Origin of the sequence: Bacillus bruguierae, assembly GCF_037104725.1 — a bacterium.
Lineage (GTDB): Bacteria > Bacillota > Bacilli > Bacillales > Bacillaceae_G > Bacillus_A > Bacillus_A bruguierae.
Map to the genome: position 1 here is coordinate 144,584 of NZ_JBAWSX010000011.1, position 23,707 is coordinate 168,290.

Here is a 23,707-nt window from a genome sequence, read left to right on the forward strand (position 1 = left end):
TGTCTCTCCTTTCACTCTATTCACTTCATTATATTCATGAAATGATAAAACGAGCGGGGAGTTGTATTATATAAGAAGAATTTTTATATCTTTCCAACCGTATGCAAGTTCTTTTACGTGCAATTCTTCAATATTTTTCTCATCTATAAAAGAACCTTGTACTGCTTCATAAAAATATTTAGAGGGATTATTTGCTACTACCCAAACAAGCATAGACTGATAGCCATTCTTATATAAATCCGCTGCTACCGCTTTTAGCAATCTTTTCCCCAGTTGATTACGCTGGTATTCTTTTAAAATATATATCGCATATAACTCTCCTTCATATTCATAACTACCTGTTCGCTCTTTCCCACCATCTGCAAAACCGATTAGTTTTCCGGCAACTGTTTTAGCAACATAAACATGCGATTGCTGTTCTTGTAATATTTTTCTCCATAGTCCTTCTCGCTGCTCATACGATTTTTTATCTAACACTTCTTTTGGCATAATCCCTTCATATGTTTCTCTCCAACTATCAACATGAACATGTGCGAGTGCTTTTGCATCATTTACATTAGCTTTGACAATATACATTTTTTCATCTCCCTACTAAACTAAACACTATATAAATATAAATTCTCTATAAAACGACATATTTCCTATCCTACTATATATATCCATTGTAATTTTTCGACATCTTTGTTTAGCTCTGCTGAATACAACATGACCTGTACTCACTTGTTCCCTTTGTTTAATCACGCATGTGGTAGAAAAAAGGCCCTGACCGCTTCTATGCATAACCAGATGCTCTCGCCCACCTAAATAGAAAGAGGGTTTTTATGTCGATTTTTTAAATTTGTATTTATATAACAATGAAAAAACCATTTCACTATTATAGTGAAATGGTAAATGTTTGTGGTTCTGCAATTTTTTCATGTATGTCTCCTATTGCAAGTATATCTGTTGTAAAAGAAATCGTTTTTACTTTTTCATTATTGTCACTTAATAAAAGACCGATTAACCCTTCCCTTGTTTCTCCAGAACTATAATCCTCTCTCGTTACACTTTTTGTACCAACAAGCGTATCTTCTGCATATAAGAAGTTTTTCGTTGGCACATGAAATTGTTGCTTTTCATTTACAGTTACATCATTCATAGAAAAGAACTGCATCTCTTTGTCGCCTGCATTTTCAACCTTATATGTGATTTCAAGATATTTAGCAGTATCACCAATATCTTGTCCACTTAGTGATGCATATAATTCTGCCTCTGTTTGCTCCAGTGTCTCTCCTAAGCGGTGTTGTACTTCTTCCGGAGTTAATTTTGTATACATTTTCAACGTCTCTTTTGTTTCAGGTTCCATATTTGATAATGTAATAACTCTTACATTTTCTACATAAATTTTCATCGTTCCAACTATAAATGTTTCATTTACATGTTTGATTTGTTCTAACGTTAAAGTACCCCAGTTTTTCTCTTTAATCTCTTGTCCTACTTTTGTTAATTGTATACCACCATACTCATCTGTTTCTGGAATGGCCTGCTTCTTCGGTTGCTTCACTCTTTCCTGCTGAGTACAACCACTTAAAATGATGACAAAACTACATAAAATACAAAATACGTTCCATATTTTCATAATCCTTCTCCTGTCAGTACATACTATGAAACTATCATTGCATGTACTATTATACTATATATATATCCATTTGAATTTTTTGACATATAAGTCGCTGCTATGCATGCTTAGATCCTCTCTCTCCTAAAAAAGGGATTTTTATGTTCGTTTTTCAACTTGTATTTACATAAGTTGTCTATCGCTTAGCTTTTCTGCTACTTTAGAAATATAATCTACTTTGAAGTGAGGTTCTTATATTGCTAGAGAAACAACCTTTTTTGCAAACGATTTTATTAAAAAAAGACAAAATCCCATCATTTTCTGTATATCCCTTTTCCTTGCCTGTTGTTCATTCATTACAATCTTTGTCCTTTCATCCAAAGGTTACCTATATTATAGGAGAAAATGGGACAGGAAAATCAACATTATTAGAAGCAATTGCCACTGCATGGGGATTCAACCCAGAGGGAGGGACAAAAAATTTTCGTTTTTCGACAAACGCTTCTCATTCTGACTTGCATGAATACCTCATACTCAGAAAAGGTTTACAAAAACCGAAAGATGGATTTTTTCTTCGTGCGGAATCTTTTTATAATGTTGCATCTTATATTGATGAAATTGATGCTATTCGCTCTTATGGGGGTACTTCCCTCCACGAACAGTCCCACGGTGAATCATTTTTCTCTGTATTTATGAACCGTTTTTCTGGTAACGGACTCTATATTTTAGATGAGCCTGAAGCTGCCTTATCACCAATGCGCCAACTTTCCATGTTAATTCGTATGCACGAGCTCATTAATCAAAATGCACAATTTATTATAGCTACACATTCCCCGATTTTAATGGCATATCCAGACGCGATTATGTACTCTTTACATCAAGAGAAAATACAAGAAATTACGTTAGAAGAAACCGAACATTATCAAACGATGAAACTCTTTTTTGAAGATCGCGAAAGACTATTTCATCATCTCTTCCGTTCATAAACAAAACCAGCTAGTAGATACACTAGCTGGTTTTGTTATTATAATGCTTCTATAAATAACGCTACTCCCATACCGCCACCGACGCAAAGAGAAGCAATACCCTTTTCTAATCCTCGTCTTCTTAATTCATGAATCAAGCTTACTGTAATACGTGCTCCTGTACATCCAATTGGATGACCAAGACCTATTCCACTGCCGTTTACGTTTACTTTTTCACGATCCAAGCCTAATTCTTTCTCTACTGCTAAATATTGTGCAGCAAATGCTTCATTAATTTCAAATAAATCGGCATCATTTACCGACCAATTTACATTTTGCAGTCCTTTTTGAATTGCTGGAACTGGCCCAATTCCCATAATTTTAGGATCTACGCCTGCTACAGAGTATCCAACAATTCTCGCTAATGGTTGCAGCCCCTTTTCTTTCGCTTTCTCTTCACTCATTAAGACTAACGCTGCACTTCCGTCATTAATACCTGATGCGTTTCCAGCAGTTACTGTGCCACCCTTGCGAAAAGCTGCCTTTAAACCCGAAAGTTTTTCTAACGTAATATCTGCACGAGGATGTTCATCTTTAGAAACGACAATCTCTTTTCTACGTTCCTTTATCGTAATCGGCACAATTTGTTCATCAAAATAACCCGCTTCGATTGCATGAAGAGCACGTTGATGACTTAACAGCGCTACTTCATCCTGTTCTTCGCGAGAAATTTCAGATTGCTTGGCAAGATTTTCCGCAGTTTCTCCCATCATAATATGATGGATTGGATCTTCTAGCACTTCCCACACCATATCACGAATTTCTCCATGTTGTAGTCGTTGTCCCCAGCGGTTCTCTTTTAATAGATACGGACTAGAGCTCATCGCTTCTACTCCCCCTGCAACAACAACATCACTTACACCTAATTGAATTTGCATTGCGGCTGAAATTAGCGCCTGCATACCTGAAGCGCATTGACGCTGAATTGTGTAACCAGTAACCGTATCAGGAAATCCCGCCATAAGAGCTGCTGTTCTTGCTGTATTTGCCTCATCTGTTCGCTGAATACAGTGACCTAAAATCACTTCATCTACTTCACGGGGCGACACACCGCCTCTTTTTACAGCTTCCTGCAATACAGGAACTATAAGTTCAGTTGGTTTTACATTTTTGAAAGCTCCTCCAAATGTTCCAATCGGTGAACGAACTGCCGCTGTAACGACTACATTACGCATCGTGTACTTTCTCCTCTCTTATGTATCCTAGTAAAATTCGGATGAAATACCATAAGATGCATATCTATGTCTATTATATTAGAAAGTAACTAAAAAATAAAAATATTTAATAAAATTAAAATAGAAGGATACTTATCTCCTTCTATTCTGTTAATGCTAATAAAAATTTTTGAAGAATTTTTTCTGTTGTTGTATTCAATTTCGGCAACTTATCAATCGGAAAATATTGAATATCCAATCCTTCTTCATCACATTTCATTTCACCATACACATGATGCGCTTGAAATACATTGATTACATTATAAATTTCGTCTCCGTGAGGATAACGATAATATAAGTCTTGACCAGAGAGCACACCGAGAAACTGTAAGGAATCTGCTTTTAAACTAGTTTCCTCTCTTAATTCCCTCTCTGCTGTTTCTTCAATTGTTTCTCCTAACTCCATTGCTCCCCCTGGCAATCCCCAATCATCTGTGTCAGAACGAAGTTGTAATAATACTTCATTCTTTTCATTTAAAACAATAATTGCTGATCCTACTATTATAAGTGGTTTTGTTCCAACTAATTCCCTTAGCTCCTGTATATACCCCATTATGTAACTCCCCTTTCTTTCCCCCTCCTATAATAGCAAAATTCCTTCTTTATTTGTTTGATACATATAAAATATTTTTATTCACACAAAAGAGGCTAACTCACATTAGCCCCTTCCTCTTACATTATCTAGCCTATATGACTTTCATATTTTACGTCTTCAAATGCTCTTTCAATTTCTTCATCTCGGTAATGTACATATGTAAAACGTCCTAATTCTACTAAACGTGCAATTTCCCGCAATGCTTTTCCGTGTTCATACCCTTCTTTGACGGAGACATGAACATAAAACTTCATGAGCGGGGGCTCATACAACGTTTCACCCACTTCCACATATACATTTTCTACCCCTTGTACAACTTGAGCATAACTCGCAAATTGATAAATAGCTTCACGGTCTGAAACAATTTTAAGTGTATACATGTTTTTTCCCCCTTTTCTTTTTACTATAACAAAAAATGGATATATAAGCGTGTCGAAGTTTGACTATTTTCTGACTTCTTTTCATCATTTTTTTATTCTGCTATTTACGAATAGTAAAGCCCCATCCTCAAGTTTCAGAGAAAATGAACAAATCCTTTATCTGAAACACAGCTGCTAATACAAATGCCCCTATTTTTGTATTAAAATTTTTCACAAATTCATGTAAATATAATAAATTATTATTAACTCACGTTATAACAAAATAAAAAACAACTCAAAGTGATGGTTCATTTGTCCATACACTTTCTCTCTTTTTACATAAAGTATCGTATAGACATTTTATGTAGCTACTAAAGGAGAGGATTTTCTTGTCTTATAGTAATCACGATCGCGATCGAAAAAGACTCCAGTATACTCAGCCCGATCCCCCAGACGAAGTAACAGAAAGACATGCACACAATCATAACGTTGCTCAAATTTCAGATAGTGGAAACTCCCACGTAAATTTAAATGTAGACTCTGATATAGATTCTGAAACAGCTTCTTCTAATCGGCAGCCTACTGATGTAGAACAGAATCAGAGACAAGGGCAATCGAATACAGATGCTACAAACCAACTATTAGCAGCCCTGCTTCCATTCTTAACGAATGCATTAAATAATGCTACTCCATCCCAGCAGAGTAACCCAAACCAATTCCAAAACCAAGGCCAAAACCAAGGCCAAAACCAATTCCAAAACCAAGGCCAAAACCAATTCCAAAACCAAAGCCGAATCCAAAGCCAAAGCCAAAACAAAAACCAAAGCCAAAACAAAAACCAAAGCCAAATCCGAATCCAAAGCCAAAACAAAAACAAAAATAATTTAAATGAATAGGCTACTAAAAGTAGCCTATTTTTGTAAGGAGGGTTGACCATGCGGCGAAATAGCTCCGAAATTTCAAACAGCGGAAATTCTAATGTTAATGTGAACGTAAACGTCGATACAAGTTCCCTTGCTTATGCAATGATGTGTTATTGGCACTCGAGTGGTATGATTACTGATGAACAGTTCTCACATATGATCACAAATTTTAGCAGTTTACTAAATAAAGAGGATGCTATACTTCCGCAACTCTTATCAAATAAAGAATATTCTCCCTACCTAGTTCGACAAAAAAATAATATAAATACATTAAAAACATTTATCCCCCCTTTTTTCAATCGTTAAGTTCATTTCCTTTTTATCCAGACAGAAAAATTCACTATATTTGAGGTGCCTCCTATGCGTCCTTATGTTAACATATGTATTTGCATTACTCCCGGATCTCATATTGATAAAGAACGTATTGCTAAAGATATTGCAATTGCTGAATATATTTGGCATCCTATCGTATTTAAAATTAAGGATGTCAACGTACTAGATGAGCCATATCGTTTTCATGATGGTGAGATTAGTTATGTATCTTCGCTAAAATCACAACCAAAGTTGACTTCTTTATTTGCTGAGTGCAGGGAACTTGCCTCGCAATGTGATATTTATATTTGTTATATCGGCAGTAATTATTTTCAAGAACAATCCATTATCGCTTGCGCCTATTCTTTAGCCATTCACACACAAATTAAAGGTTACATTGTATTAACAAATGCCGCTTCAGCTTCGAGGAACATGTACACACTTGCACACGAACTTGGTCACATTTTATTCACACGACGTGTACAGGACAAGCTTACAAATGCAGATCCCGAGTGTCCAAACGGTTCCGAACACCATCCTTCTCCTACAAACCTTATGCATTATATCGTTCCTCCCCCTCATAAATCACAAATAGATTCCTTATTAACAAATACTCAAAGAGAATTATCTTTACAAAGCCCTTTATTGCGTAAAGAAAAAAAGTAATTGTTGCAGGTACTTCTATATATACAAGTTAAAAAACCGACATAAAAACTCCTTTCTTTTTAGGGGGACGAGAGCATCTGGCCGCGCATAGAAACGGTCAGAGCCTTTTCCTACCACATGCAAAGCTGAAAACAAAAGAAGAAAACGAGTACAGGTCATGTTGTATCCTGCATAGCAGCGACCTATATGTTGAAAAACCACCATGAATTTATATGAGTAATTCCTCTCTTCTACCCCAAAAGACTTTATATCTTCTTTTATTCCTTTTACCGTTAAATACGCTCCTGTATCTTCTAGAAACTACTTTGATTGTTTTGAAAACCTCTAACTCTTTCCTATCTTAACTATCTCTGCACAATATTTTGACGTTTAGAATCCCACATCATAAGCAGTACTAAGCTTCCATACGACACAATTGGCTCTAAATTTCCCCATTCCGTATTATTAATTTTAAAGTATTCAAATACAAACATAATAAAAAGCAAAACAAATAATGTTAATACCCCCATCCAGCTATTTAAACGAAAATTAATTATTATAGCTGCTGCAAATAATAAGAAACCAAGAATATAACTTTGAATCGAGGATAAAGAGAAAAATGCTGTACCATACTGTTTATTAAGCAGCATTAATCCAACAAGTAAAACCATTGGAATGACAGCCATTACTACATATATAATAGAAAACTCCCTCAATTTACTTTGAAAACTAGAGCTACGAAAAGCAAAAATCATCCCTGCTATCATCAAGAATAAAATGATAGGATATCCAATTAAATTAATAAGTGATACAGTGAATGGTTTCCCTGCATTTCGAAATACAAGTTCTGGAATCATCCAATAAGCTGCCGTTGCAATCACGAAAGAAATTAGTAAATTCCAATTTTCTTTCTTATCAATTTCCATCTCTTCAGCCAATTCTTCCGCATATTCTCTCGGAGAATCCCCAAAAATATCTGTTACCGTCTTTCCTTCTTTTTCTCCTTCTATTAAATGAAGCTCAGCATCTTCTATAAAGTTATTTACATCTCCTTCCTTTATTCCTTTTGTTAATAAGTATACTTTCATATCAACTAAAAACTTTTCGCCTTCTTTAGAAACTTGCATGATACTCTCCCTCGTTTAGATTACTTGTTTTTGATTTACTTTCATCATGTCAGCGTTATCGTTTCCTCCCTTTACCTTCTAACAAACGCTGCACACTACTTTGCATCGCTTCCCACCGTTCCATGAAATCATCTAGTGCACCTTCACCTTTTTCTGTTAATGTGTAATATTTTCGCTTTGGACCAGATGGTGATTCTTTCATCGTACTTGTAATCAATTCTTCTTTTTGCATGCGAATTAATAGTGGATAAATACTTCCTTCACTTGCCATTGTAAAACCATACTGTGCCAGTTTTTCACTCATTTCATATCCGTATATTTCTCCTTCAGAAATAATGGCAAGTAAGCATCCTTCCAAAATACCTTTTAACATTTGACTTGTCGACATAATTCAAATCCTTCCTCTACCTTGTTTTATAAGATAGATAGGTATAAGTATCTTGCTTTACAAAATAGTATAGCAAACAGTATTTTGCAAAGCAAGATAGCTTGCGTATTTTTTCCAAAAGATTGCAGGATTTTCTACTTTGTTTCTATAAATAGAGCAGTAGAGCTAACTATATTCATAGGGGAGATGGAATAAAAAATGTTTAAAAATCGCGTTGTATTTTTAACAGGTGCAGCAAGTGGCATTGGATATGAAATGGGAAAAGCTTTTGCGAAAGAAGGCGCAACTGTAATGATTACGGATCGGTTAGAGGACCGAGTACAAGAGGCAGTGAAACAATTAGAGAACGAAGGGTATAAAGTATTTGGAATGCAATGTGATGTAACAGTAGAACGTGAGATTGAACAAGCTATTTCTGAAACGGTTACACGATTTGGTTCACTTGATGTATTAATTAATAATGCAGGCATGCAATACGTTTCTCCAATTGAAGATTTCCCAACTGAAAAGTTTAAAATGCTTATTAAAATTATGCAAATTGCACCGTTTATTGCAATAAAACATGCATTTCCTATTATGAAAAAGCAAAAATACGGGCGCATCATCAACATCGCCTCTATTAATGGTCTCGTTGGCTTTGCAGGAAAATCTGCATATAATAGCGCCAAACACGGGGTAATCGGACTTACAAAAGTCGCAGCATTAGAGGGAGCTGAACATGGCATTACCGTAAATGCACTTTGTCCTGGCTATGTTGATACACCGCTTGTTCGCAACCAACTTCAAGATTTAGCTACAACGAGAAATGTCCCACTTGAACATGTACTAGAAGATGTCATTTACCCGCTTGTACCGCAACAACGATTATTACATACAGAAGAAATTTCAGACTACGCCTTATTTTTAACAAGCGAAAAAGCAAAAGGGATTACAGGACAAGCTGTTGTCATTGACGGTGGTTATACTGCACAGTGAAATTCAATAAACTATGCTTCTTCTATATCAATTTTAAAAACGGATTGTGCCTATTCACACAATCCGTTTCTGTTACATATATAAATCCACTTTGATTTTTTAACATACAAATCGCAACTATACAGAATACAACATGCTGGCTACTGGCCTGCTTCTTTTGTTTCAAACCTGGCATGTGGCAGGAAAAAGCCCTGACCGCTACTATACATAGCCAGTCCCTCTCGACCACTTAAAAAAATGCTTTTCTATCGGTTTTTCATAGAGTGACTGAGTAGTTACGTCGTTTTTTCAATTTGCATGTACATATTTTCTTTTGGAGATTCATACCTTTGCATTTGCTTTGGTAACTTCTCAATCGCAACAATAACGCTATCTAACTTACTTTCAATTCTATGCAGCAAGTATAGCGTCACAACAATTGGAAAACCAACATTGCCAATAACGGATATCCATTCCTCCATCGATGTCTCCTCCCTTCTTATTATAAATAAGCAGAGAGGCAAAAAAGTGGTAACTAAAAACAAACTATATAAATGCAAATTGAAAAACCGACATAAAAACCACGTTCTTTTTAAGGGAGGACGAGAGCGTCTGGCCATGCATTGAAGCGGTCAGGGCCTCTTCCTGCCACATGCGAGATTTAAAACAAAGGGAGCAAGCAAATGCAAATTATATTTTATTCTGTATAACAGTGCATGGCACTCCTACTTATACCCTCAATTCCTTTTCAAAAACAATAGACTCAAATAGTATACGGAATAAACGAGCATCCGCATTTTCTGTTTCATGTAGAAGTAGCTTTCTTCCTAAACGCAATGCATGTCGTTTAGCTAGCAACTTCACTTCTTTTTGAGGAATTTCATCTAAATCTGCTACATGCGCTAAGCCAATCGTACGACGTATCATCTCACATCCCGCAAAGCTAACAGCATCCTTGAAAATATTTCGTAGTACAATTGGTAACCATTGCTTATCTTGCGTATATGCTTCCACACCTTCAAGCATCCATAGTTTTGTAAATGTTTCTACGAAAACGCTCCATGTTTGTTCAATATGAAAAAATATTACGTTGCGCTTGTTCTCCTTACGCGACAATGCATTTGCTAATAAATTCGCAATAAATTGACCTAAATCAAATCCAAGTGGACCAAATGTTGCAAATTCTGGATCAATCACTTTCGTTTCGGAAGAGGAAGAAAATATACTTCCCGTATGTAAATCACCATGGATTAATGCTTCTTTTCTTGTTAAAAATTTATATTTATACTGTCCTACTTTTAGCTTCAAATTTTTATCACACCAAAGTTCGTCAACAATATCTTGTAATTCTTCTTCATAGTCGTTTGTTTCATAATTTGCAAATGGATCAGTAAATACAAGGTCTTCTGTAATCTTACATAAATCTGGATTTACAAACTGACTATCTAACACTCTTTTTTCTTCTGATTTTAATCCAAAATCTGATGTATAGAAAAGAACATGGGCTAAAAAACGCCCAATATGCCGAGATAATAACGGATAATCTTCTCCGTCTATTAATCCTTTTCTCGTTATCGTTAATGCCGATAAGTCTTCCATAGCAATAATCGCTAACGTTCCATCGTGTCCATATACTTCCGGTACATATTCTGGTACATATTTCGCAAAAATTTGCAACGCATGACTCTCAATTGTTGCACGATGTAAAGATAGCGGCCAACTTTCTCCTACTACCTTTGCATATGGAAGAGCCTGCTTAAGAATGAGCCCCTTCTTCCCATCATGTAGACGGAACACATAATTTAAATTCCCATCACCAATTTCTTCACAAGTAACTACTGTCCCTTCTGAAAAATACCCATTCTCTTTCGCATATGTCACAGCTGTTTTTTCTGTTAACTGCTTGTATCCCACTTTGATTCCCCCTCAATATATCAGGGCTTTTCATCATAAGAAAAACCCCTTTCTACAGCGAAAGAGGTTTGAAGATTCACTTCTCCCCTCTTATCTATCAGAAAGTCTCTCTTTCTGTTGGAATTAGCACCGTGCCTTACTAGGCGCCAATCATGCGCCCCATTTCACAATGGTATTACGGTCGGTTGCTGGGTTTCATCGGGCCAAATCCCTCCACCTGCTCTTGATAAGAGTATATAGTTGTCTGAATTTTTCGTTTCTGTTTCTGACTATACCAAGAATAAAATTTGTTTGTCAACATTTTTTATGTGTATAATTCTGGACGCCGATCAAAAAAAACAGGAATCCCTTTACGTACTTCAGAAATTTTCTTTATATCTAATGTTCCATACAAAATCGTTTCTGTTTCATCAGCCTCAGTAACAATTTCTCCCCAAGGATCAATAATAAGTGAATGGCCTGCAAATACATTATTAGGATCACTCCCCGCACGATTGCACGCCACAACATAACATTGATTTTCAATCGCCCTTGCTTGAAGCAATAATCGCCAATGTGCTAAACGAACAAGCGGCCACTCTGCTACAACAAATAATACCGTTGCCCCATGTGCAGTATGAATACGCATCCACTCTGGAAAACGAATATCATAGCATATTGTTCCTGCACACGGTATATCCTCCAATAGAAAATGCCCCGTTTCATTTCCAGCAATCAAATATTTATGCTCATCCATCAGTTGAAACAAATGCACTTTACTATATTCAGCCACAATTTTTCCATTTCGATCACTAATATACATCGTATTTGTAACACCATTCTCTGTCTGCTTCGCGATCGAACCACCGACAATATTTATACCATGTTGCTTACTCCACTTTGATAATAAACATTTCGTATAATTGCCATCTAGATCAGCAATATCAGGAAGACGTTCTAAATCATAACCTGTTGTCCATAACTCTGGCAATACAATAACATCTGGATTTCCCTTCATTGCTTCGCTTATTTTTTTTTCGGCATGTTCTATATTTTTTTCAACATCACCAAAAGTAATATTCATTTGAACACAAGCAATTTTCATTACTTTCTTCCTTCTTCCTTTTTATTTTTTCCTTTACAAAAAGTTGGAAAAATTATATTATTTGTCACTATAATTGTACCAATTTTCAAAAGAGGTGGAAAGTATGAAACATTTTCAAACTTCCGAGATATTAACATCATTACCAACACAATTTTTTGCTTCTCTTGTCACAAAAGTAAATGGAGTAATGCAAGCTGGTCATGATGTTATTAACTTAGGACAAGGAAATCCAGATCAGCCAACACCAACACACATCGTAACAGCATTACAACGGGCAGCAGAACACCCTATTCACCATAAATATCCACCATTTCGAGGACATGAAAATTTAAAAGAGGCTGTCGCTACATTTTATGAGCGTGAATACGGTGTACAATTAAACCCACAAACAGAAGTAGCTATTCTATTTGGTGGGAAAGCTGGCTTAGTTGAATTACCACTTTGTTTTACGAATCCAGGTGATACAATCCTTGTTCCTGATCCAGGCTATCCAGATTATTTATCAGGCGTAGCCTTAGCAAAAGCAAAGATTGCTACAATGCCACTGCTAGCAAAAAATCAATTTTTACCTGATTATACAAAGATTGATGCACAAACTGCTAAACAAGCAAAATTAATGTTTTTAAACTATCCAAACAATCCGACCGGAGCCGTTGCAACAACAAAATTCTTTGAGGAAACTATATCGTTTGCGAACGAGCATAACATTTTAGTCTGTCATGACTTCGCGTATGGTGCCATCGGCTTTGATGCTAAAAAACCGCTTAGTTTCTTACAAGTCGATGGAGCAAAAGATGTTGGCATTGAGATTTATACGTTATCAAAAACATATAATATGGCAGGGTGGCGCATTGCATTTGCTGTTGGAAATGAAAGTGTCATTGAAACGATTAACTTATTACAAGATCATATGTATGTTAGTATTTTTGGTGCCGTACAAGAAGCTGCTTGTGAAGCGTTATTAAAACCGCAAACTTGTGTCGATGAGCTCGTAGAACGCTATGAATCTCGCAGAAATGCTTTCATTACTGCTTGTCGCTCTATTGGCTGGAATGTCGCCTCACCAAATGGTTCTTTTTTTGCATGGCTTCCCGTTCCAGATGGCTATACGTCAGAGCAATTTGCTGATGTACTATTAAACCAAGCACATGTCGCCGTCGCCCCAGGTATCGGTTTTGGCAAACACGGGGAAGGTTATATTCGCGTTGGCTTATTACATTCAGAGGAACGTCTTCAAGAAGCAGTTCATAGAATTGCTAAATTAAAAATTTTCAAAAAACCATTGACAACGTAAAAATTCTCTGTCAAAATTCAGTTATCAAAAATTTTAAACATTTCCAAATACTTCTTATCAAGAGCTGGTGGAGGGACGAGCCCGATGAAACCCGGCAACCGATCTACTTTATGTAGGCACGGTGCTAATTCTCGCAGCATTATGCTGACAGATAAGGAGCTGGTTGTAAAAAAACCTCTCCTTAGCTGAGAGGTTTTTTTATTCAACTAGGAGGTTATGAAAATGAGCGGAATAACAGCAACATACTTCATTCATGATGATTCTCATAATTTAAGTCAAAAAGCAGAGCAAATTGCTCTCGGTTTAACAGTTGGTTCGTGGACACACTTACCCCACTTATTACAAAAACAATTAAAACGACATAAAGGTTCAGTCGTTAGCGTAGAAAAATTAGAAGATGATGAAAAAACAAACATATATCTTGATAAAAAAGTCACACGCGGACTTATTAAAATTCATTATCCGTCCGCTAACTTCAGCACCGATTTACCAGCAATTTTTACAACTGTTTTTGGAAAATTATCTTTGGACGGAGAAATTAAATTACTTGATTTAACATTTTCTGATGATATCAAAAAGAACTTTTCTGGCCCAAAATTTGGTATCGATGAAATACGAAACAATTTGAATGTTCACAATCGCCCTCTTCTCATGAGTATTTTCAAAGGAATGATCGGTCGGAATATCGGTTATTTAAAAACACAACTTCGCGATCAAGCAAGAGGCGGTGTTGACATTGTAAAAGATGATGAAATTTTATTTGATAATCCGTTAACACCACTATCAGAACGCATTCACGCTGGAAAAGAAGTTTTGCAATCTGTTTATGAAACATACGGTCATAAAACGTTATATGCCGTTAATCTCTCAGGACGGACTTATGATTTAAAGGAAAAGGCAAAACAAGCCGCTTCTGCTGGAGCTGATTTATTACTTTTCAACGTATTCGCATATGGACTTGATGTGTTGCAAGCATTAGCGGAAGATGATGATATTTCTATCCCAATTATGGCACATCCAGCAGTAAGCGGAACTTACATAGCATCTAAATTATATGGATTTTCTTCTTCTCTATTACTTGGCAAGCTTCTTCGCTATGCTGGTGCAGATTTCTCACTATTTCCATCACCGTATGGAAATGTCGCTTTAAAGCAAGAAGATGCACTTTATTTAGCAAAAACACTTACAGATGAAAACGAACCATTTAACCGAAGCTTTCCTGTTCCATCTGCTGGCATTCACCCGGGACTTGTTCCGCTCCTCATTCGTGACTTTGGTCAGCAATGTGTTATTAATGCTGGTGGCGGTATTCACGGACACCCCTCTGGTGCACTGGGAGGCGGAAAAGCATTTTGCTCAGCTATCAATGCAGCGCTAACAAACACGCCGCTTCATGAGGTTGATGATTCTTATTTACAAGCCGCTTTACGTTTATGGGGCGATCCATCTAAAGAGGTGAAAGCATGAGCATTCAAATTTTTTGTGACTTCGATGGCACAATTACAAATAACGATAATATTGTTGCCATTATGCAAAAGTTTGCCCCACCAGAAGCTGAAACCATTAAACAACAAATTTTATCACAAGAACTTTCTATTCAAGAAGGTGTAGGAAAACTTTTTTCTCTATTACCCACAAGTTTACAAGATAAAATTACAGATTTTATAAAAGAAACCGCAGACATTCGTACCGGCTTTACAGAATTTGTACAGTTTTTGCGAGAAAACAATATCTCACTTTATATCATTTCTGGAGGAATGGACTTTTTTGTTTACCCTCTTCTCGAAGGACTTGTTGATTTTGAACAAATTTACTGTAATACAACTGATTTTTCCAATGAAACAATTCGAGTAAATTGGCCGCATTCGTGCGATGAACATTGTGAAAATGAATGTGGTCTTTGTAAATCGGCACTTATTCGTAATTTAAGTTCACAAAGCGATTTTAAAATTGTAATCGGTGATTCTATTACAGATTTGCAGGCAGCAAAACTTGCTGACAAAGTGTTTGCTCGTGACTTTTTGATTACAAAATGTATAGAACATAACATTTCTTATATACCATTTGAAACATTTCATGATATACAAAACGAAATAGAGAAATTGTTAGGGGTGATGAAGTGAAACAACTCTTTCATCAATGGCAGGAACTGAGTGAACTGAAAAAAGAATTAACCGACCGAAACTGGTTTCCAGCAACAAGCGGTAATATTTCAATAAAAGTGAGTGATAACCCTCTTACCTTTCTCATTACAGCAAGCGGAAGAGATAAAACAAAAACAACGCCGGACGACTTTTTGTTAGTTGATCAAAACGGCAATCCTGTTTTAGAAACTGATTTACGCCCTTCAGCCGAAACATTGCTGCACACTCACATTTATAACCTTACAAAGGCTGCATGTGTCTTGCACATTCATACAACCGATAATAATGTCATTACAAATATATATGATAAAAAGGTTGTACTCTGTAATCAAGAAATTATTAAAGCACTTAACATTTGGGAAGAAGGAGCTTCTATTCAAATTCCCATTATCGAAAATTATGCGCATATTCCCACTTTAGGTAAGGAATTCCGTAAGCATATTCATAAAGATGAAGGAGCTGTTTTAATTCGAAATCACGGTATTACCGTATGGGGAAAAGATCGCTTTGATGCAAAAAAAAGATTAGAAGCATACGAGTTTCTCTTCCAGTTCCATATTAAACTTTTATCAATTAAAGGAGGCGTTCAACATGGCGCAAATTCGTATTCATGAAATTAACACACGTATTGAAAAAGAAATAGACGTACAACAGTTTTTACAAAATGAAGATGTTTTGTATGAAAAATGGAATATTACAAAACTTCCTGTTTATTTACAAGAAAACTATGTATTAACTGATGAAAATAAGAACGAAATTTTAGAAGTGTTTGCTCTAGAAATTACTGATATTTCTAAGCGCCGTGGATATCAAGCAAACGATGTTATTTCACTTTCTAGTGCAACACCTAATCTAGATGAATTGTTAGTAAACTTTAAACAAGAACACCATCATACTGATGATGAAGTTCGCTTTATCGTTAGCGGACATGGCATTTTTACCATCCAAGGAAAAAATGGCCGGTTCTTTGATGTTGAACTTAAACCAGGAGATTTAATTTCGGTACCTAAAAATACGAGACATTATTTTTCCCTTCAAAACGACCGTCAAGTTGTGGCAATACGTATTTTTGTAACAACTGAAGGTTGGGTTCCTATTTATCCCGCATTAACGGGCAGTAAGACCCCCACCTCTAGATTGGGAGAGAAGCAAAGAAGATAGGTGGGGGGATAACTGCCCATAAAAGCCCGATTGGTTCAACTAACCATCAGTGGGGGATGAAAAAAACCCCCACTGATGGAAGTTTCACTTTATTAAGGTAGCATGTTGAATAAAGGGAATTGGTTCCCCTTTTCCTTTCCTTTATTCACTCTACATATATACATCCTCCTATGGGCAGGTTTATCTCCTTTTATGAGATAAACCTTCTTTTTGTTGAATATTTTTTTACAATTTTATGAACATTTTATGAATTTTTTCTGAAAATTCTGTTTAAACTATGTTATAATACAAATAATAGAAAAACAGAACGAAATTGTAAAAAGGAGGAAGGGAATACATGGAGTTAATTTTAGCAATTCTTTTTGGTGTCGTTTGCGGGTCTATACCTGCTGTTGTGGGTGCTATTATGGATGAGTTAGAAATTGGTATGATTGGCTTCGTCGCATCTACTGTAAGCGCTTTATTTTTCAGTTTATATGGTGCAATTCCTGTTGGTATACTGTTTGCATTATATATATTACGTCACGCTCGCACAAAACGATTTACTCGAAACAGAATGGCTGAAGTAATTCCCTTTCCAATTGAAAAAGCACGCCGAGCAACAAGCCTTTCCTAAATAAAAAAGTCCTCATATGAGGACTTTTTTATTTATTCTCTTTTAAAAATTGAAACAACTCCTGTAAATGAAGTGCATCGTCTCCGTAGCTAACCGAAACATAAAATTTTCCGTCTACTTCTGCATTCATATATAAATCAATGAGATTACGCTCATACTTTAGCGCTAAATAGAATTCCATTTCTTCTAGCATTTCTTTCGTTGTTCGAATAACATAACGACCTGTTGCATCTCTGCCATATTCAAATACCGGTTCAAAGTTATACTTCTTTTTAAACGCAGCCATTTGCTTATCATTAATGACAATCGTTTCTGTACACTGTACTGTGCGAATGATATTATCGAATTTTTCTAAACTCATACAATCACTCCTTTATGTACTGTTTATACAATGCTTGTGTTCCGCTATTTTCTTCACCATCTTGCATTAATTGCTCATATAATTCCCTTGCAAGAGTTAGGCCAGGTGCAGATAATCCAAGCTCTTCTGCTTCTTCTAAAGCAATGTTCATATCTTTCATAAAGTGTTTCACGTAAAATCCTGGTTCAAAATCACCTTGTAACATACGAGGTGCTAAATTACTTAATGACCAGCTGCCTGCTGCACCAGTAGAAATACTTTGTAACACTTTTTCTGGATCTAATCCCGCCTTTTTTGCATAAGCAAGTGCTTCACATACACCAAGCATATTAGATGCAATAGCAATTTGATTGCACATTTTTGTATGCTGACCGCTACCTGCTTTTCCTTGCAACATAATATTTTTACCTAACAGTTCGAATAATGGTAAACATGCTTTATATACTTCTTCGTCTCCACCAATCATGATTGCAAGACGCCCTTCTTTTGCTCCAATATCTCCGCCCGATACAGGGGCATCTAATACATAAATCCCCTTACTCTTTCCTTCTTCGTAAATACGTTTCGCCAAAGTTGGTGTTGATGTTGTAAAGTCGATCGTAATCGTTCCTTGTTTTGCGTGAGTAAGAATTCCATTTGCACCTAAGTATACTTCCTCTACATCATGCGGATATCCAACCATAGTCATTACGACATCTACTGTTTTTGCAATTTCCTTTGGAGAATCACACCAATGTGCACCTTCTTCAATTAAATCTGCTGTTTTTTCTTTTGTACGATTATATACGTACACCATATAACCTGCCTTTAGTAAATGACGCACCATACTCTTTCCCATAACACCAGTACCAACAAAACCAATGGAAGTTGGTGGTAATAACTGCTTCATCTTCTCATCTCCTCTTTTTCTAATAAATCACTTACAAGTTTGCGAAATTCAGTATTAAACTCATCATTAATTCCATTTTGCACATTTGAAAATACAATGACAAATAATTGTTTATCCCAATTAAAGTTATTAAATGTATTCCATCCCGAAAGTACGCCATGATTGTGATAATAATCTGGATATATATAAAAGCTAAATGCGTATTTTCTTTCTGGAGATGGTGTTAACATTAATTTTAAACTTTCAGGCGAAATAAGTTTACCTGCCATAATTGCTTCGTCTAGTTTTTTCATATCATTTACTGTTGTATACATCTCACCGCATCCATATAACCAATTCATGATTAAGTTCGGGGCTAATACAAGCTCATTCTCTTTCTTTTTATATCCTTTTGAAAAATTTGTATCTCCTTCCGGTGCCTCTCCCATACCTGACTCTGTCATTCCTACTGGAATAAAGATATGCTCTCTAACGTATTGTGCTATAGATTGTCCCGAGCTTTTTTCTACAATATAAGCTAGCAACATATAATTATAATCTGTATATAACCAGCCATGTCCCGGTTGAAAAGTAGTTGGTTGTTGTCCAAGCCACGTTACTAAATTAAGTCGAGATGCCGCATTAACTTTCCCTTTCCCGTGTTCAGGAAGTCCTGATGTATGCGTTAATAAATGATATAATGTAATATTTTTATTAGCAGGAAAAGACGGAATATACGTATGCACATTGTCCTGTATATTTAACTTTCCTTGTTCTTGCAACTGTAAAATCGACACAGCAATTGTCGTTTTTGTAATAGAACCAATCCGATATTTTGTTTGCGATGTATTTTCAATTTGTTTTTGTACATCCGCATAGCCATACCCTTTATCTAATATTGTTCGACCTTTATCTGAAACAAGGACTGATCCATTAAATTGTTTATCTTTTAGATACTGATCTAATTTTTGGGTAACAGCAGTATAATCAATTTCTTTTTCTTTTTCTTCTTCTTTTTCTTTTTCTTTCGTTGTATTAGCAGGGGCAGTTGTTTTTATTGATTGAGCTTCTTTTTTAGCAGGTACTTTAAAAAAGAAATAGCTCCCCACTAATAAAATAGAAAGTAAAAAAATAATTATACTCCATAACGTCTTCATTTCTAAAAATCCTCCATCGCATCTTAAATATTAACTCTCCCCCCCTTTTCCATTATCCGTCAATAAAAAAAAATCGCAACAATTTGTTGCGAAAAATATTACATTTTTTCTTTTCGATATAAACACACTTGATTTTTCCCCTTCTTCTTCGCTTCATATAGTGCAACATCTGCTCGATGCATTAACATTTCTTTTGTAATTCCATTTTCAAATGCAGCAACACCGAAGCTTGCCGTGATCTTTGAAATTCCAGAAAATTTTTTCGTTTCAATAAAAAATCGGAGTGCTTCTGCAATTTGAAATGCTTCTTTTTCTGTTGTTTGAGATAAAAAAATAATAAATTCCTCTCCACCCCACCGTGCAAAAACATGATGCGTCTGTAATTTTGCTGTTACAAGTTCCGCCAATTGTACCAATGCTAAATCTCCAAAATCATGACCATATGTGTCATTTACTTTTTTGAAATCATCTAAATCAAATAAAACAAGAGCAAACGATTGATTCATTCGTATAGCAGTTTCCCAACCTTCTGAAAATAGTCTTTGAAATTTCATCCTATTATAAACATTTGTCAGGGAATCAATTGTTGCTAAACGCTCCTGCTCTTTATATTCTTCTTCTAGTTCTGTAATCTCTGTACATGTAGCGATCAATCTCGATATATCATTAGGCATTGGAGCAATGCGTAACAAGAATACACTCGCTTCTCCAATCTCATTATACATTTTAATTTTTCTCGATTGTGTTAAGCAATCATCAATCCACATTGTATTATTTTCCGCGATATAATACCCACTCTCCTGCGCAAAATGTTCTGCAAATGTCATATGGTTCTCATGATATGACATAAGATCTTCGTATCCGAAAAAACGTAAAAAATTCGTATTGCAATCTATAATTTCATCATCTTCTACAATAAACAATAAATCATTCTGAAAATCAAATATCATTTGAAGTAATTCTTGCTGTAATATGACTTGTTTTACTAATGACAACTCATATACACTCTTTTGCACTTCAGCAAGTACAGATTGCGGTGTAATTGGTGGTAAGACGATGTTTCGTACACCAAGCTTAATTAAGTCAACAAATTGATATGTCACTTCTTCACTCCATACAATGATAAACGAAATACCTGAAGTGAATAGTTCTTTCACAAAATCAACCTGAGAAGCTTTAGAAATGTATATAATCACGATTTGTGGCTGAACTTTTTCAAACAATATTTTCCCTTCTTCAAAACTATGTGCCAAAAACAAGCACTTTGGCTTTACCATTGCAACTGTATGCCTCTCGTTATGACCATCTTCAATATACAAAACATTCATATCGAGATCCTGTAATACATTTTGAAAAACTGTATGTTCCAATAAAAAATGTAGAATGTTCACCATTAGGCTTTCACTCACTTCATTTATCCCATTCTTACAAACTTAAAAGAACTTGATTTGTTCAACAAACTATCACATGGTAGCTTCAATTGAAGCTCCGTATCATCTTTTATTGTATGTCAACAATAAATAAGACGTCTGTGCGAATATCTTCTTTTTTCTATATCTTTTTCAAAAGACTTGACAATAGAAATGTATATATTATATTCTTTTACAGTACTAACTTACAAAATGTAAGTAAAGAACGTTATTACATTTAAAATCATTTACAAATAGAAACAAAGCTTGGAGGAACTATAATGACAAAGCAAGATTTCTTTACTGTTTTATACGAACGTACATCTAATCGTGCTTTCAACTCTGAAAAAGAAATTTCACAAGAGGAACTATATGATATTTTAAAAGCTGCTGGCCAAGCACCATCAGCATGGAATCTACAACATTGGAAATTCCTTGTATTCCAAGGAGAAGCTGCGCAGCGTCGTTTACATCCAATCGCATATAATCAACAACAAATTCTGGATGCCTCTGCAGTTGTTGCTATATTAGGCGACCTAGAAGCATATAAAAATGTTGATTCTGTATACAACCCACTTGTAGAACAAGGACTTATGCAAGAAGAAGCAAAAAATCGTTTAGCCCAAAATATTGAAAGTGCATATCAACGTGAACAATATCCGCGTGATGCAGCGTTCTCAAATGCATCTTTAGCAGCAATGCAACTTATGCTTGCAGCAAAAGCAACTGGTTGGGATACATGTGCAATCGGAGGATTTAACCCACAGGCGTTAATGGAAGAGTTTAACATTTCTTCTCGTTACATCCCAATCATGTTAATTACAATTGGTGAATCTACATTAGAAGGGCACCCAGCACCACGCATGAGCGTAGAACAAGTAACAGAATGGGCAAAATAAAGTGAAACTTTAATCAGTGGAGGTTTTCTTCATCCCCACTGATTATTAGCCCTCACCAATCGGGATTTTACGGGCAGTTTATCTCCCACCGAACATTCTAGCCACTGGAGCTGGACGATGCTTCCGCTGAATTTTGAGGTGGGAGTATTACTGCCCACGAATAGCGGGATAAAGTGAACCCTCCATCAATGGAGGGTTTTTTCATCCCCCACTAATGGAAAGCTCTCACCAATCGGGCACATTATCCTCTATCTATCTTCTTCACTTCTCTCTGAATTTTAAATGAGAATTACTACCCAAAAATGACAGGTTGGGATCTAAAGATGCTTTTTTGTTACAATTATGATACAATAGTAACAAATTGATAACAAGTGAGGGATTTTCGTTGAATTTATATGGAAGCTTTATCGCCATATTGTGCTACATAGTCACAGTACTGCTTCTGTACTTCGTTGGGGATATGACAAATATTGCGATGCTACAGTTTTCAAAAGAAACAACGCTTCAATCAGAAATTAGTCAGTATACCCCTCGCTCCTTTGCACCATTACTGTTAGCACTTCCTGTATATATCATTGTTTTATATAAAAGCAAAAAAATATAAAGATTGCCTTTAAAAAAGGGGCAGTCTTTTTTATTTCCATATCAGCTTTTGTCCAAACTCTCATTTCTCTCTTCTCATATGTTATAAGAAGAATAACAACATTCTACCTAAAACATTTATTCCTTTCCTAAAAATTAGGAAAAAATCTAAAAAAATTCTTCACTACGTCCAAGCAAAGCATGTACCTAGAGCATATCTTATTAATGTGAAGGGGGTGAGAATTATGTTCGGATGTTTTGGATTTGATGGCTGTAACTGCGATAGACGTGATCACCATATAAAGCGCGATCACAACATAAAACACGATCACCACATGAAACACGATGATGATCATAGAAATCGTTTATGTAATGTTCTTAGAAATCTTTCAATCGGTACTCAAATCGCTCTATTAACAATTAGAGATAACGGTACTTTTAATAACGTTGTATTTGAGGGCTTCTCAAATGGCGTAGCACTTTTCTCAGGTGGCAATATACCAGGATCTGGTTTATTACGTGTTTGCCCAAATGACGTTGTAGCTATCGTTTTCTAATAAGAATCAGTACTTCCCAGGAAAGCAATAGCTTTCCTGGTTTTATTTATGTACTACTCACAAATATGAAAAGTTAATTAACTCGAAAACAATTAGATATATACAAGTAAAAAATCGACATAAAAATCCTCTTTCTTTTTAGACGGACGAGAGCATCTGGCCATGCATAGAAGCGGTCAGGGCCTTTTTTTGCCACATGCAGGGTTTAAAACAAAAGGAGAAAGCGAGTAGCGGTCATGTTGTATTCTACAGAGCAGTGACTTATAAAGAAAAGCGGAAGCGGCTCGCTCAGAACAAGAGGGGATGGAGCTTCTGACATAGAGGCGCTTTTTGCCTCGGTGGAAGATGCGAAGCCACCGACTGTTCTAGCCGCTGGAGCTGGATTATAAAGAAAAGTGAAAGCGGCTCGCTCAGAACAAGTGGGGGATGGAGCTTCTGACATAGAGGCGCTTTTTGCCTCGGTGGAAGATGCGAAGCCACCGACTGTTCTAGCCGCTGGAGCTGGATTATAAAGAAAAGTGA

At 35.9% G+C, this 23,707-nt stretch carries 28 protein-coding genes and 2 riboswitches; of the genes, 14 read left to right on the top strand and 14 right to left on the bottom strand.

All coding sequences use genetic code 11. The features are described from left to right. Window positions 1-66 precede the first annotated feature (66 nt). Complete coding sequence (locus tag WAZ07_RS17895) at window positions 67-576, bottom strand: GNAT family N-acetyltransferase (protein ID WP_336473539.1); 510 nt, start codon at window positions 574-576, stop codon at window positions 67-69. 298 nt (window positions 577-874) lie between these two features. Then, entirely contained in the window at window positions 875-1,621 is a 747-nt protein-coding gene (locus tag WAZ07_RS17900) for a hypothetical protein (protein WP_396547495.1), read from the bottom strand. A 233-nt stretch (window positions 1,622-1,854) separates the two neighbouring features. Between WAZ07_RS17900 and WAZ07_RS17905 the strand changes: the two genes are divergently transcribed. After that, a complete protein-coding gene (locus WAZ07_RS17905) occupies window positions 1,855-2,583 on the top strand; it encodes an AAA family ATPase (protein ID WP_336473541.1) in 729 nt (242 codons plus the stop codon). Between the two features lie 38 nt (window positions 2,584-2,621). Here the strand turns inward: WAZ07_RS17905 and WAZ07_RS17910 are convergent, their stop codons facing one another. The 3 genes from WAZ07_RS17910 to WAZ07_RS17920 form a co-directional block, all read right to left on the bottom strand. After that, window positions 2,622-3,797: an acetyl-CoA C-acetyltransferase gene (locus tag WAZ07_RS17910; RefSeq protein ID WP_336473542.1), complete on the bottom strand. Its 1,176-nt coding sequence runs from the start codon at window positions 3,795-3,797 to the stop codon at window positions 2,622-2,624. 142 nt (window positions 3,798-3,939) lie between these two features. Next, window positions 3,940-4,389: an NUDIX hydrolase gene (locus WAZ07_RS17915; RefSeq protein ID WP_336473543.1), complete on the bottom strand. Its 450-nt coding sequence runs from the start codon at window positions 4,387-4,389 to the stop codon at window positions 3,940-3,942. A gap of 128 nt (window positions 4,390-4,517) precedes the next feature. Beyond that, window positions 4,518-4,811, bottom strand: a complete 294-nt coding sequence (locus WAZ07_RS17920) for a DUF3928 family protein (protein WP_336473544.1) — start codon at window positions 4,809-4,811, stop codon at window positions 4,518-4,520. A gap of 368 nt (window positions 4,812-5,179) precedes the next feature. Here WAZ07_RS17920 and WAZ07_RS17925 point away from each other — a divergent pair, with 368 nt between their 5' ends. The 3 genes from WAZ07_RS17925 to WAZ07_RS17935 are packed head-to-tail and all read left to right on the top strand — an operon-like array spanning window position 5,180 to window position 6,691. Further along, entirely contained in the window at window positions 5,180-5,686 is a 507-nt protein-coding gene (locus tag WAZ07_RS17925; RefSeq protein WP_336473545.1) for a hypothetical protein, read from the top strand. 39 nt (window positions 5,687-5,725) lie between these two features. Continuing rightward, complete coding sequence (locus WAZ07_RS17930; RefSeq protein ID WP_090914183.1) at window positions 5,726-6,019, top strand: hypothetical protein; 294 nt, start codon at window positions 5,726-5,728, stop codon at window positions 6,017-6,019. Window positions 6,020-6,073: 54 nt separating this feature from the next. Then, complete coding sequence (locus tag WAZ07_RS17935; protein WP_090914181.1) at window positions 6,074-6,691, top strand: ImmA/IrrE family metallo-endopeptidase; 618 nt, start codon at window positions 6,074-6,076, stop codon at window positions 6,689-6,691. A gap of 344 nt (window positions 6,692-7,035) precedes the next feature. On the opposite strand, the gene WAZ07_RS17940 is transcribed toward WAZ07_RS17935, so the two are convergent. Both WAZ07_RS17940 and WAZ07_RS17945 read right to left on the bottom strand, forming a co-directional pair. Next, a complete protein-coding gene (locus WAZ07_RS17940; protein ID WP_336473546.1) occupies window positions 7,036-7,797 on the bottom strand; it encodes a DUF1129 domain-containing protein in 762 nt (253 codons plus the stop codon). A gap of 55 nt (window positions 7,798-7,852) precedes the next feature. Then, the gene (locus WAZ07_RS17945) at window positions 7,853-8,185 is read right to left on the bottom strand and encodes a PadR family transcriptional regulator (RefSeq protein ID WP_336473547.1); all 333 of its coding nucleotides are present in this window, start codon (window positions 8,183-8,185) and stop codon (window positions 7,853-7,855) included. Between the two features lie 198 nt (window positions 8,186-8,383). On the opposite strand from WAZ07_RS17945, the gene WAZ07_RS17950 reads away from it, so the two are divergent. Beyond that, window positions 8,384-9,160 carry a 3-hydroxybutyrate dehydrogenase gene (locus WAZ07_RS17950; RefSeq protein WP_336473548.1) on the top strand — a complete coding sequence of 259 codons (777 nt, stop codon included), beginning with the start codon at window positions 8,384-8,386 and terminating at the stop codon, window positions 9,158-9,160. A 275-nt stretch (window positions 9,161-9,435) separates the two neighbouring features. Here WAZ07_RS17950 and WAZ07_RS17955 read toward each other — a convergent pair whose 3' ends face one another. The 3 genes from WAZ07_RS17955 to WAZ07_RS17965 form a co-directional block, all read right to left on the bottom strand. Next, entirely contained in the window at window positions 9,436-9,621 is a 186-nt protein-coding gene (locus WAZ07_RS17955) for a YvrJ family protein (RefSeq protein WP_090914175.1), read from the bottom strand. A gap of 247 nt (window positions 9,622-9,868) precedes the next feature. Further along, window positions 9,869-11,053, bottom strand: coding sequence for an S-methyl-5-thioribose kinase (gene mtnK, locus WAZ07_RS17960; protein ID WP_336473549.1), 1,185 nt, complete (start codon window positions 11,051-11,053; stop codon window positions 9,869-9,871). A gap of 87 nt (window positions 11,054-11,140) precedes the next feature. After that, a riboswitch (SAM riboswitch) is annotated at window positions 11,141-11,286 on the bottom strand. Between the two features lie 71 nt (window positions 11,287-11,357). Further along, window positions 11,358-12,137, bottom strand: a complete 780-nt coding sequence (locus WAZ07_RS17965) for a carbon-nitrogen family hydrolase (RefSeq protein WP_336473550.1) — start codon at window positions 12,135-12,137, stop codon at window positions 11,358-11,360. A gap of 103 nt (window positions 12,138-12,240) precedes the next feature. Here WAZ07_RS17965 and WAZ07_RS17970 point away from each other — a divergent pair, with 103 nt between their 5' ends. The 6 genes from WAZ07_RS17970 to WAZ07_RS17995 all read left to right on the top strand — a co-directional run bounded on the left by WAZ07_RS17970 (window position 12,241) and on the right by WAZ07_RS17995 (window position 17,352). Then, complete coding sequence (locus WAZ07_RS17970) at window positions 12,241-13,431, top strand: pyridoxal phosphate-dependent aminotransferase (RefSeq protein WP_336473551.1); 1,191 nt, start codon at window positions 12,241-12,243, stop codon at window positions 13,429-13,431. A 51-nt stretch (window positions 13,432-13,482) separates the two neighbouring features. Beyond that, window positions 13,483-13,589: riboswitch (SAM riboswitch) on the top strand. 64 nt (window positions 13,590-13,653) lie between these two features. Further along, window positions 13,654-14,898 carry a 2,3-diketo-5-methylthiopentyl-1-phosphate enolase gene (gene mtnW / locus WAZ07_RS17975; protein ID WP_336473552.1) on the top strand — a complete coding sequence of 415 codons (1,245 nt, stop codon included), beginning with the start codon at window positions 13,654-13,656 and terminating at the stop codon, window positions 14,896-14,898. Next, window positions 14,895-15,554 (top strand): 2-hydroxy-3-keto-5-methylthiopentenyl-1-phosphate phosphatase, encoded by a 660-nt coding sequence (locus tag WAZ07_RS17980; protein WP_090914167.1) that lies wholly within the window; start codon window positions 14,895-14,897, stop codon window positions 15,552-15,554. The genes mtnW and WAZ07_RS17980 overlap by 4 nt, the downstream gene beginning before the upstream one ends. Continuing rightward, window positions 15,551-16,189 (top strand): methylthioribulose 1-phosphate dehydratase, encoded by a 639-nt coding sequence (locus tag WAZ07_RS17985; RefSeq protein ID WP_336473553.1) that lies wholly within the window; start codon window positions 15,551-15,553, stop codon window positions 16,187-16,189. The genes WAZ07_RS17980 and WAZ07_RS17985 overlap by 4 nt, the downstream gene beginning before the upstream one ends. Next, entirely contained in the window at window positions 16,167-16,736 is a 570-nt protein-coding gene (locus WAZ07_RS17990; RefSeq protein ID WP_336473554.1) for a 1,2-dihydroxy-3-keto-5-methylthiopentene dioxygenase, read from the top strand. The genes WAZ07_RS17985 and WAZ07_RS17990 overlap by 23 nt, the downstream gene beginning before the upstream one ends. 337 nt (window positions 16,737-17,073) lie before the next feature. After that, the gene (locus WAZ07_RS17995) at window positions 17,074-17,352 is read left to right on the top strand and encodes a hypothetical protein (protein WP_090914161.1); all 279 of its coding nucleotides are present in this window, start codon (window positions 17,074-17,076) and stop codon (window positions 17,350-17,352) included. 28 nt (window positions 17,353-17,380) lie between these two features. Here WAZ07_RS17995 and WAZ07_RS18000 read toward each other — a convergent pair whose 3' ends face one another. The 4 genes from WAZ07_RS18000 to WAZ07_RS18015 form a co-directional block, all read right to left on the bottom strand. Beyond that, entirely contained in the window at window positions 17,381-17,713 is a 333-nt protein-coding gene (locus WAZ07_RS18000) for a DUF3909 family protein (RefSeq protein WP_336473555.1), read from the bottom strand. Between the two features lie 4 nt (window positions 17,714-17,717). Further along, window positions 17,718-18,602, bottom strand: a complete 885-nt coding sequence (locus WAZ07_RS18005; protein WP_336473556.1) for an NAD(P)-dependent oxidoreductase — start codon at window positions 18,600-18,602, stop codon at window positions 17,718-17,720. Continuing rightward, on the bottom strand, window positions 18,599-19,738 hold the full coding sequence (locus WAZ07_RS18010; protein ID WP_336473557.1) for a serine hydrolase domain-containing protein: 1,140 nt from the start codon (window positions 19,736-19,738) through the stop codon (window positions 18,599-18,601). Before WAZ07_RS18010 ends, WAZ07_RS18005 begins: the two co-directional genes overlap by 4 nt. A gap of 98 nt (window positions 19,739-19,836) precedes the next feature. Further along, window positions 19,837-21,129 (bottom strand): GGDEF domain-containing protein, encoded by a 1,293-nt coding sequence (locus WAZ07_RS18015; RefSeq protein ID WP_336473562.1) that lies wholly within the window; start codon window positions 21,127-21,129, stop codon window positions 19,837-19,839. A 299-nt stretch (window positions 21,130-21,428) separates the two neighbouring features. Between WAZ07_RS18015 and WAZ07_RS18020 the strand changes: the two genes are divergently transcribed. The 3 genes from WAZ07_RS18020 to WAZ07_RS18030 all read left to right on the top strand — a co-directional run bounded on the left by WAZ07_RS18020 (window position 21,429) and on the right by WAZ07_RS18030 (window position 23,185). Next, a complete protein-coding gene (locus WAZ07_RS18020) occupies window positions 21,429-22,046 on the top strand; it encodes a nitroreductase family protein (RefSeq protein ID WP_336473558.1) in 618 nt (205 codons plus the stop codon). Window positions 22,047-22,431: 385 nt separating this feature from the next. Continuing rightward, on the top strand, window positions 22,432-22,650 hold the full coding sequence (locus WAZ07_RS18025; protein WP_090914149.1) for a hypothetical protein: 219 nt from the start codon (window positions 22,432-22,434) through the stop codon (window positions 22,648-22,650). Between the two features lie 223 nt (window positions 22,651-22,873). Then, on the top strand, window positions 22,874-23,185 hold the full coding sequence (locus WAZ07_RS18030) for a DUF3915 family protein (protein ID WP_336473559.1): 312 nt from the start codon (window positions 22,874-22,876) through the stop codon (window positions 23,183-23,185). Window positions 23,186-23,707: the final 522 nt, after the last annotated feature.

What these genes read in the sequence shown, in the direction of transcription:
- WAZ07_RS17895 (WP_336473539.1), bottom strand. Translation starts at nt 576, where the DNA reads ATGTATATTGTCAAAGCTAATGTAAATGATGCAAAAGCACTCGCACAT.
- WAZ07_RS17910 (WP_336473542.1), bottom strand. Translation starts at nt 3,797, where the DNA reads ATGCGTAATGTAGTCGTTACAGCGGCAGTTCGTTCACCGATTGGAACA.
- WAZ07_RS17915 (WP_336473543.1), bottom strand. Translation starts at nt 4,389, where the DNA reads ATGGGGTATATACAGGAGCTAAGGGAATTAGTTGGAACAAAACCACTT.
- WAZ07_RS17920 (WP_336473544.1), bottom strand. Translation starts at nt 4,811, where the DNA reads ATGTATACACTTAAAATTGTTTCAGACCGTGAAGCTATTTATCAATTT.
- WAZ07_RS17930 (WP_090914183.1), top strand. Translation starts at nt 5,726, where the DNA reads ATGCGGCGAAATAGCTCCGAAATTTCAAACAGCGGAAATTCTAATGTT.
- WAZ07_RS17935 (WP_090914181.1), top strand. Translation starts at nt 6,074, where the DNA reads ATGCGTCCTTATGTTAACATATGTATTTGCATTACTCCCGGATCTCAT.
- WAZ07_RS17940 (WP_336473546.1), bottom strand. Translation starts at nt 7,797, where the DNA reads ATGCAAGTTTCTAAAGAAGGCGAAAAGTTTTTAGTTGATATGAAAGTA.
- WAZ07_RS17945 (WP_336473547.1), bottom strand. Translation starts at nt 8,185, where the DNA reads ATGTCGACAAGTCAAATGTTAAAAGGTATTTTGGAAGGATGCTTACTT.
- WAZ07_RS17950 (WP_336473548.1), top strand. Translation starts at nt 8,384, where the DNA reads ATGTTTAAAAATCGCGTTGTATTTTTAACAGGTGCAGCAAGTGGCATT.
- WAZ07_RS17955 (WP_090914175.1), bottom strand. Translation starts at nt 9,621, where the DNA reads ATGGAGGAATGGATATCCGTTATTGGCAATGTTGGTTTTCCAATTGTT.
- WAZ07_RS17965 (WP_336473550.1), bottom strand. Translation starts at nt 12,137, where the DNA reads ATGAAAATTGCTTGTGTTCAAATGAATATTACTTTTGGTGATGTTGAA.
- WAZ07_RS17970 (WP_336473551.1), top strand. Translation starts at nt 12,241, where the DNA reads ATGAAACATTTTCAAACTTCCGAGATATTAACATCATTACCAACACAA.
- mtnW (WP_336473552.1), top strand. Translation starts at nt 13,654, where the DNA reads ATGAGCGGAATAACAGCAACATACTTCATTCATGATGATTCTCATAAT.
- WAZ07_RS17980 (WP_090914167.1), top strand. Translation starts at nt 14,895, where the DNA reads ATGAGCATTCAAATTTTTTGTGACTTCGATGGCACAATTACAAATAAC.
- WAZ07_RS17990 (WP_336473554.1), top strand. Translation starts at nt 16,167, where the DNA reads ATGGCGCAAATTCGTATTCATGAAATTAACACACGTATTGAAAAAGAA.
- WAZ07_RS17995 (WP_090914161.1), top strand. Translation starts at nt 17,074, where the DNA reads ATGGAGTTAATTTTAGCAATTCTTTTTGGTGTCGTTTGCGGGTCTATA.
- WAZ07_RS18000 (WP_336473555.1), bottom strand. Translation starts at nt 17,713, where the DNA reads ATGAGTTTAGAAAAATTCGATAATATCATTCGCACAGTACAGTGTACA.
- WAZ07_RS18005 (WP_336473556.1), bottom strand. Translation starts at nt 18,602, where the DNA reads ATGAAGCAGTTATTACCACCAACTTCCATTGGTTTTGTTGGTACTGGT.
- WAZ07_RS18010 (WP_336473557.1), bottom strand. Translation starts at nt 19,738, where the DNA reads ATGAAGACGTTATGGAGTATAATTATTTTTTTACTTTCTATTTTATTA.
- WAZ07_RS18020 (WP_336473558.1), top strand. Translation starts at nt 21,429, where the DNA reads ATGACAAAGCAAGATTTCTTTACTGTTTTATACGAACGTACATCTAAT.
- WAZ07_RS18030 (WP_336473559.1), top strand. Translation starts at nt 22,874, where the DNA reads ATGTTCGGATGTTTTGGATTTGATGGCTGTAACTGCGATAGACGTGAT.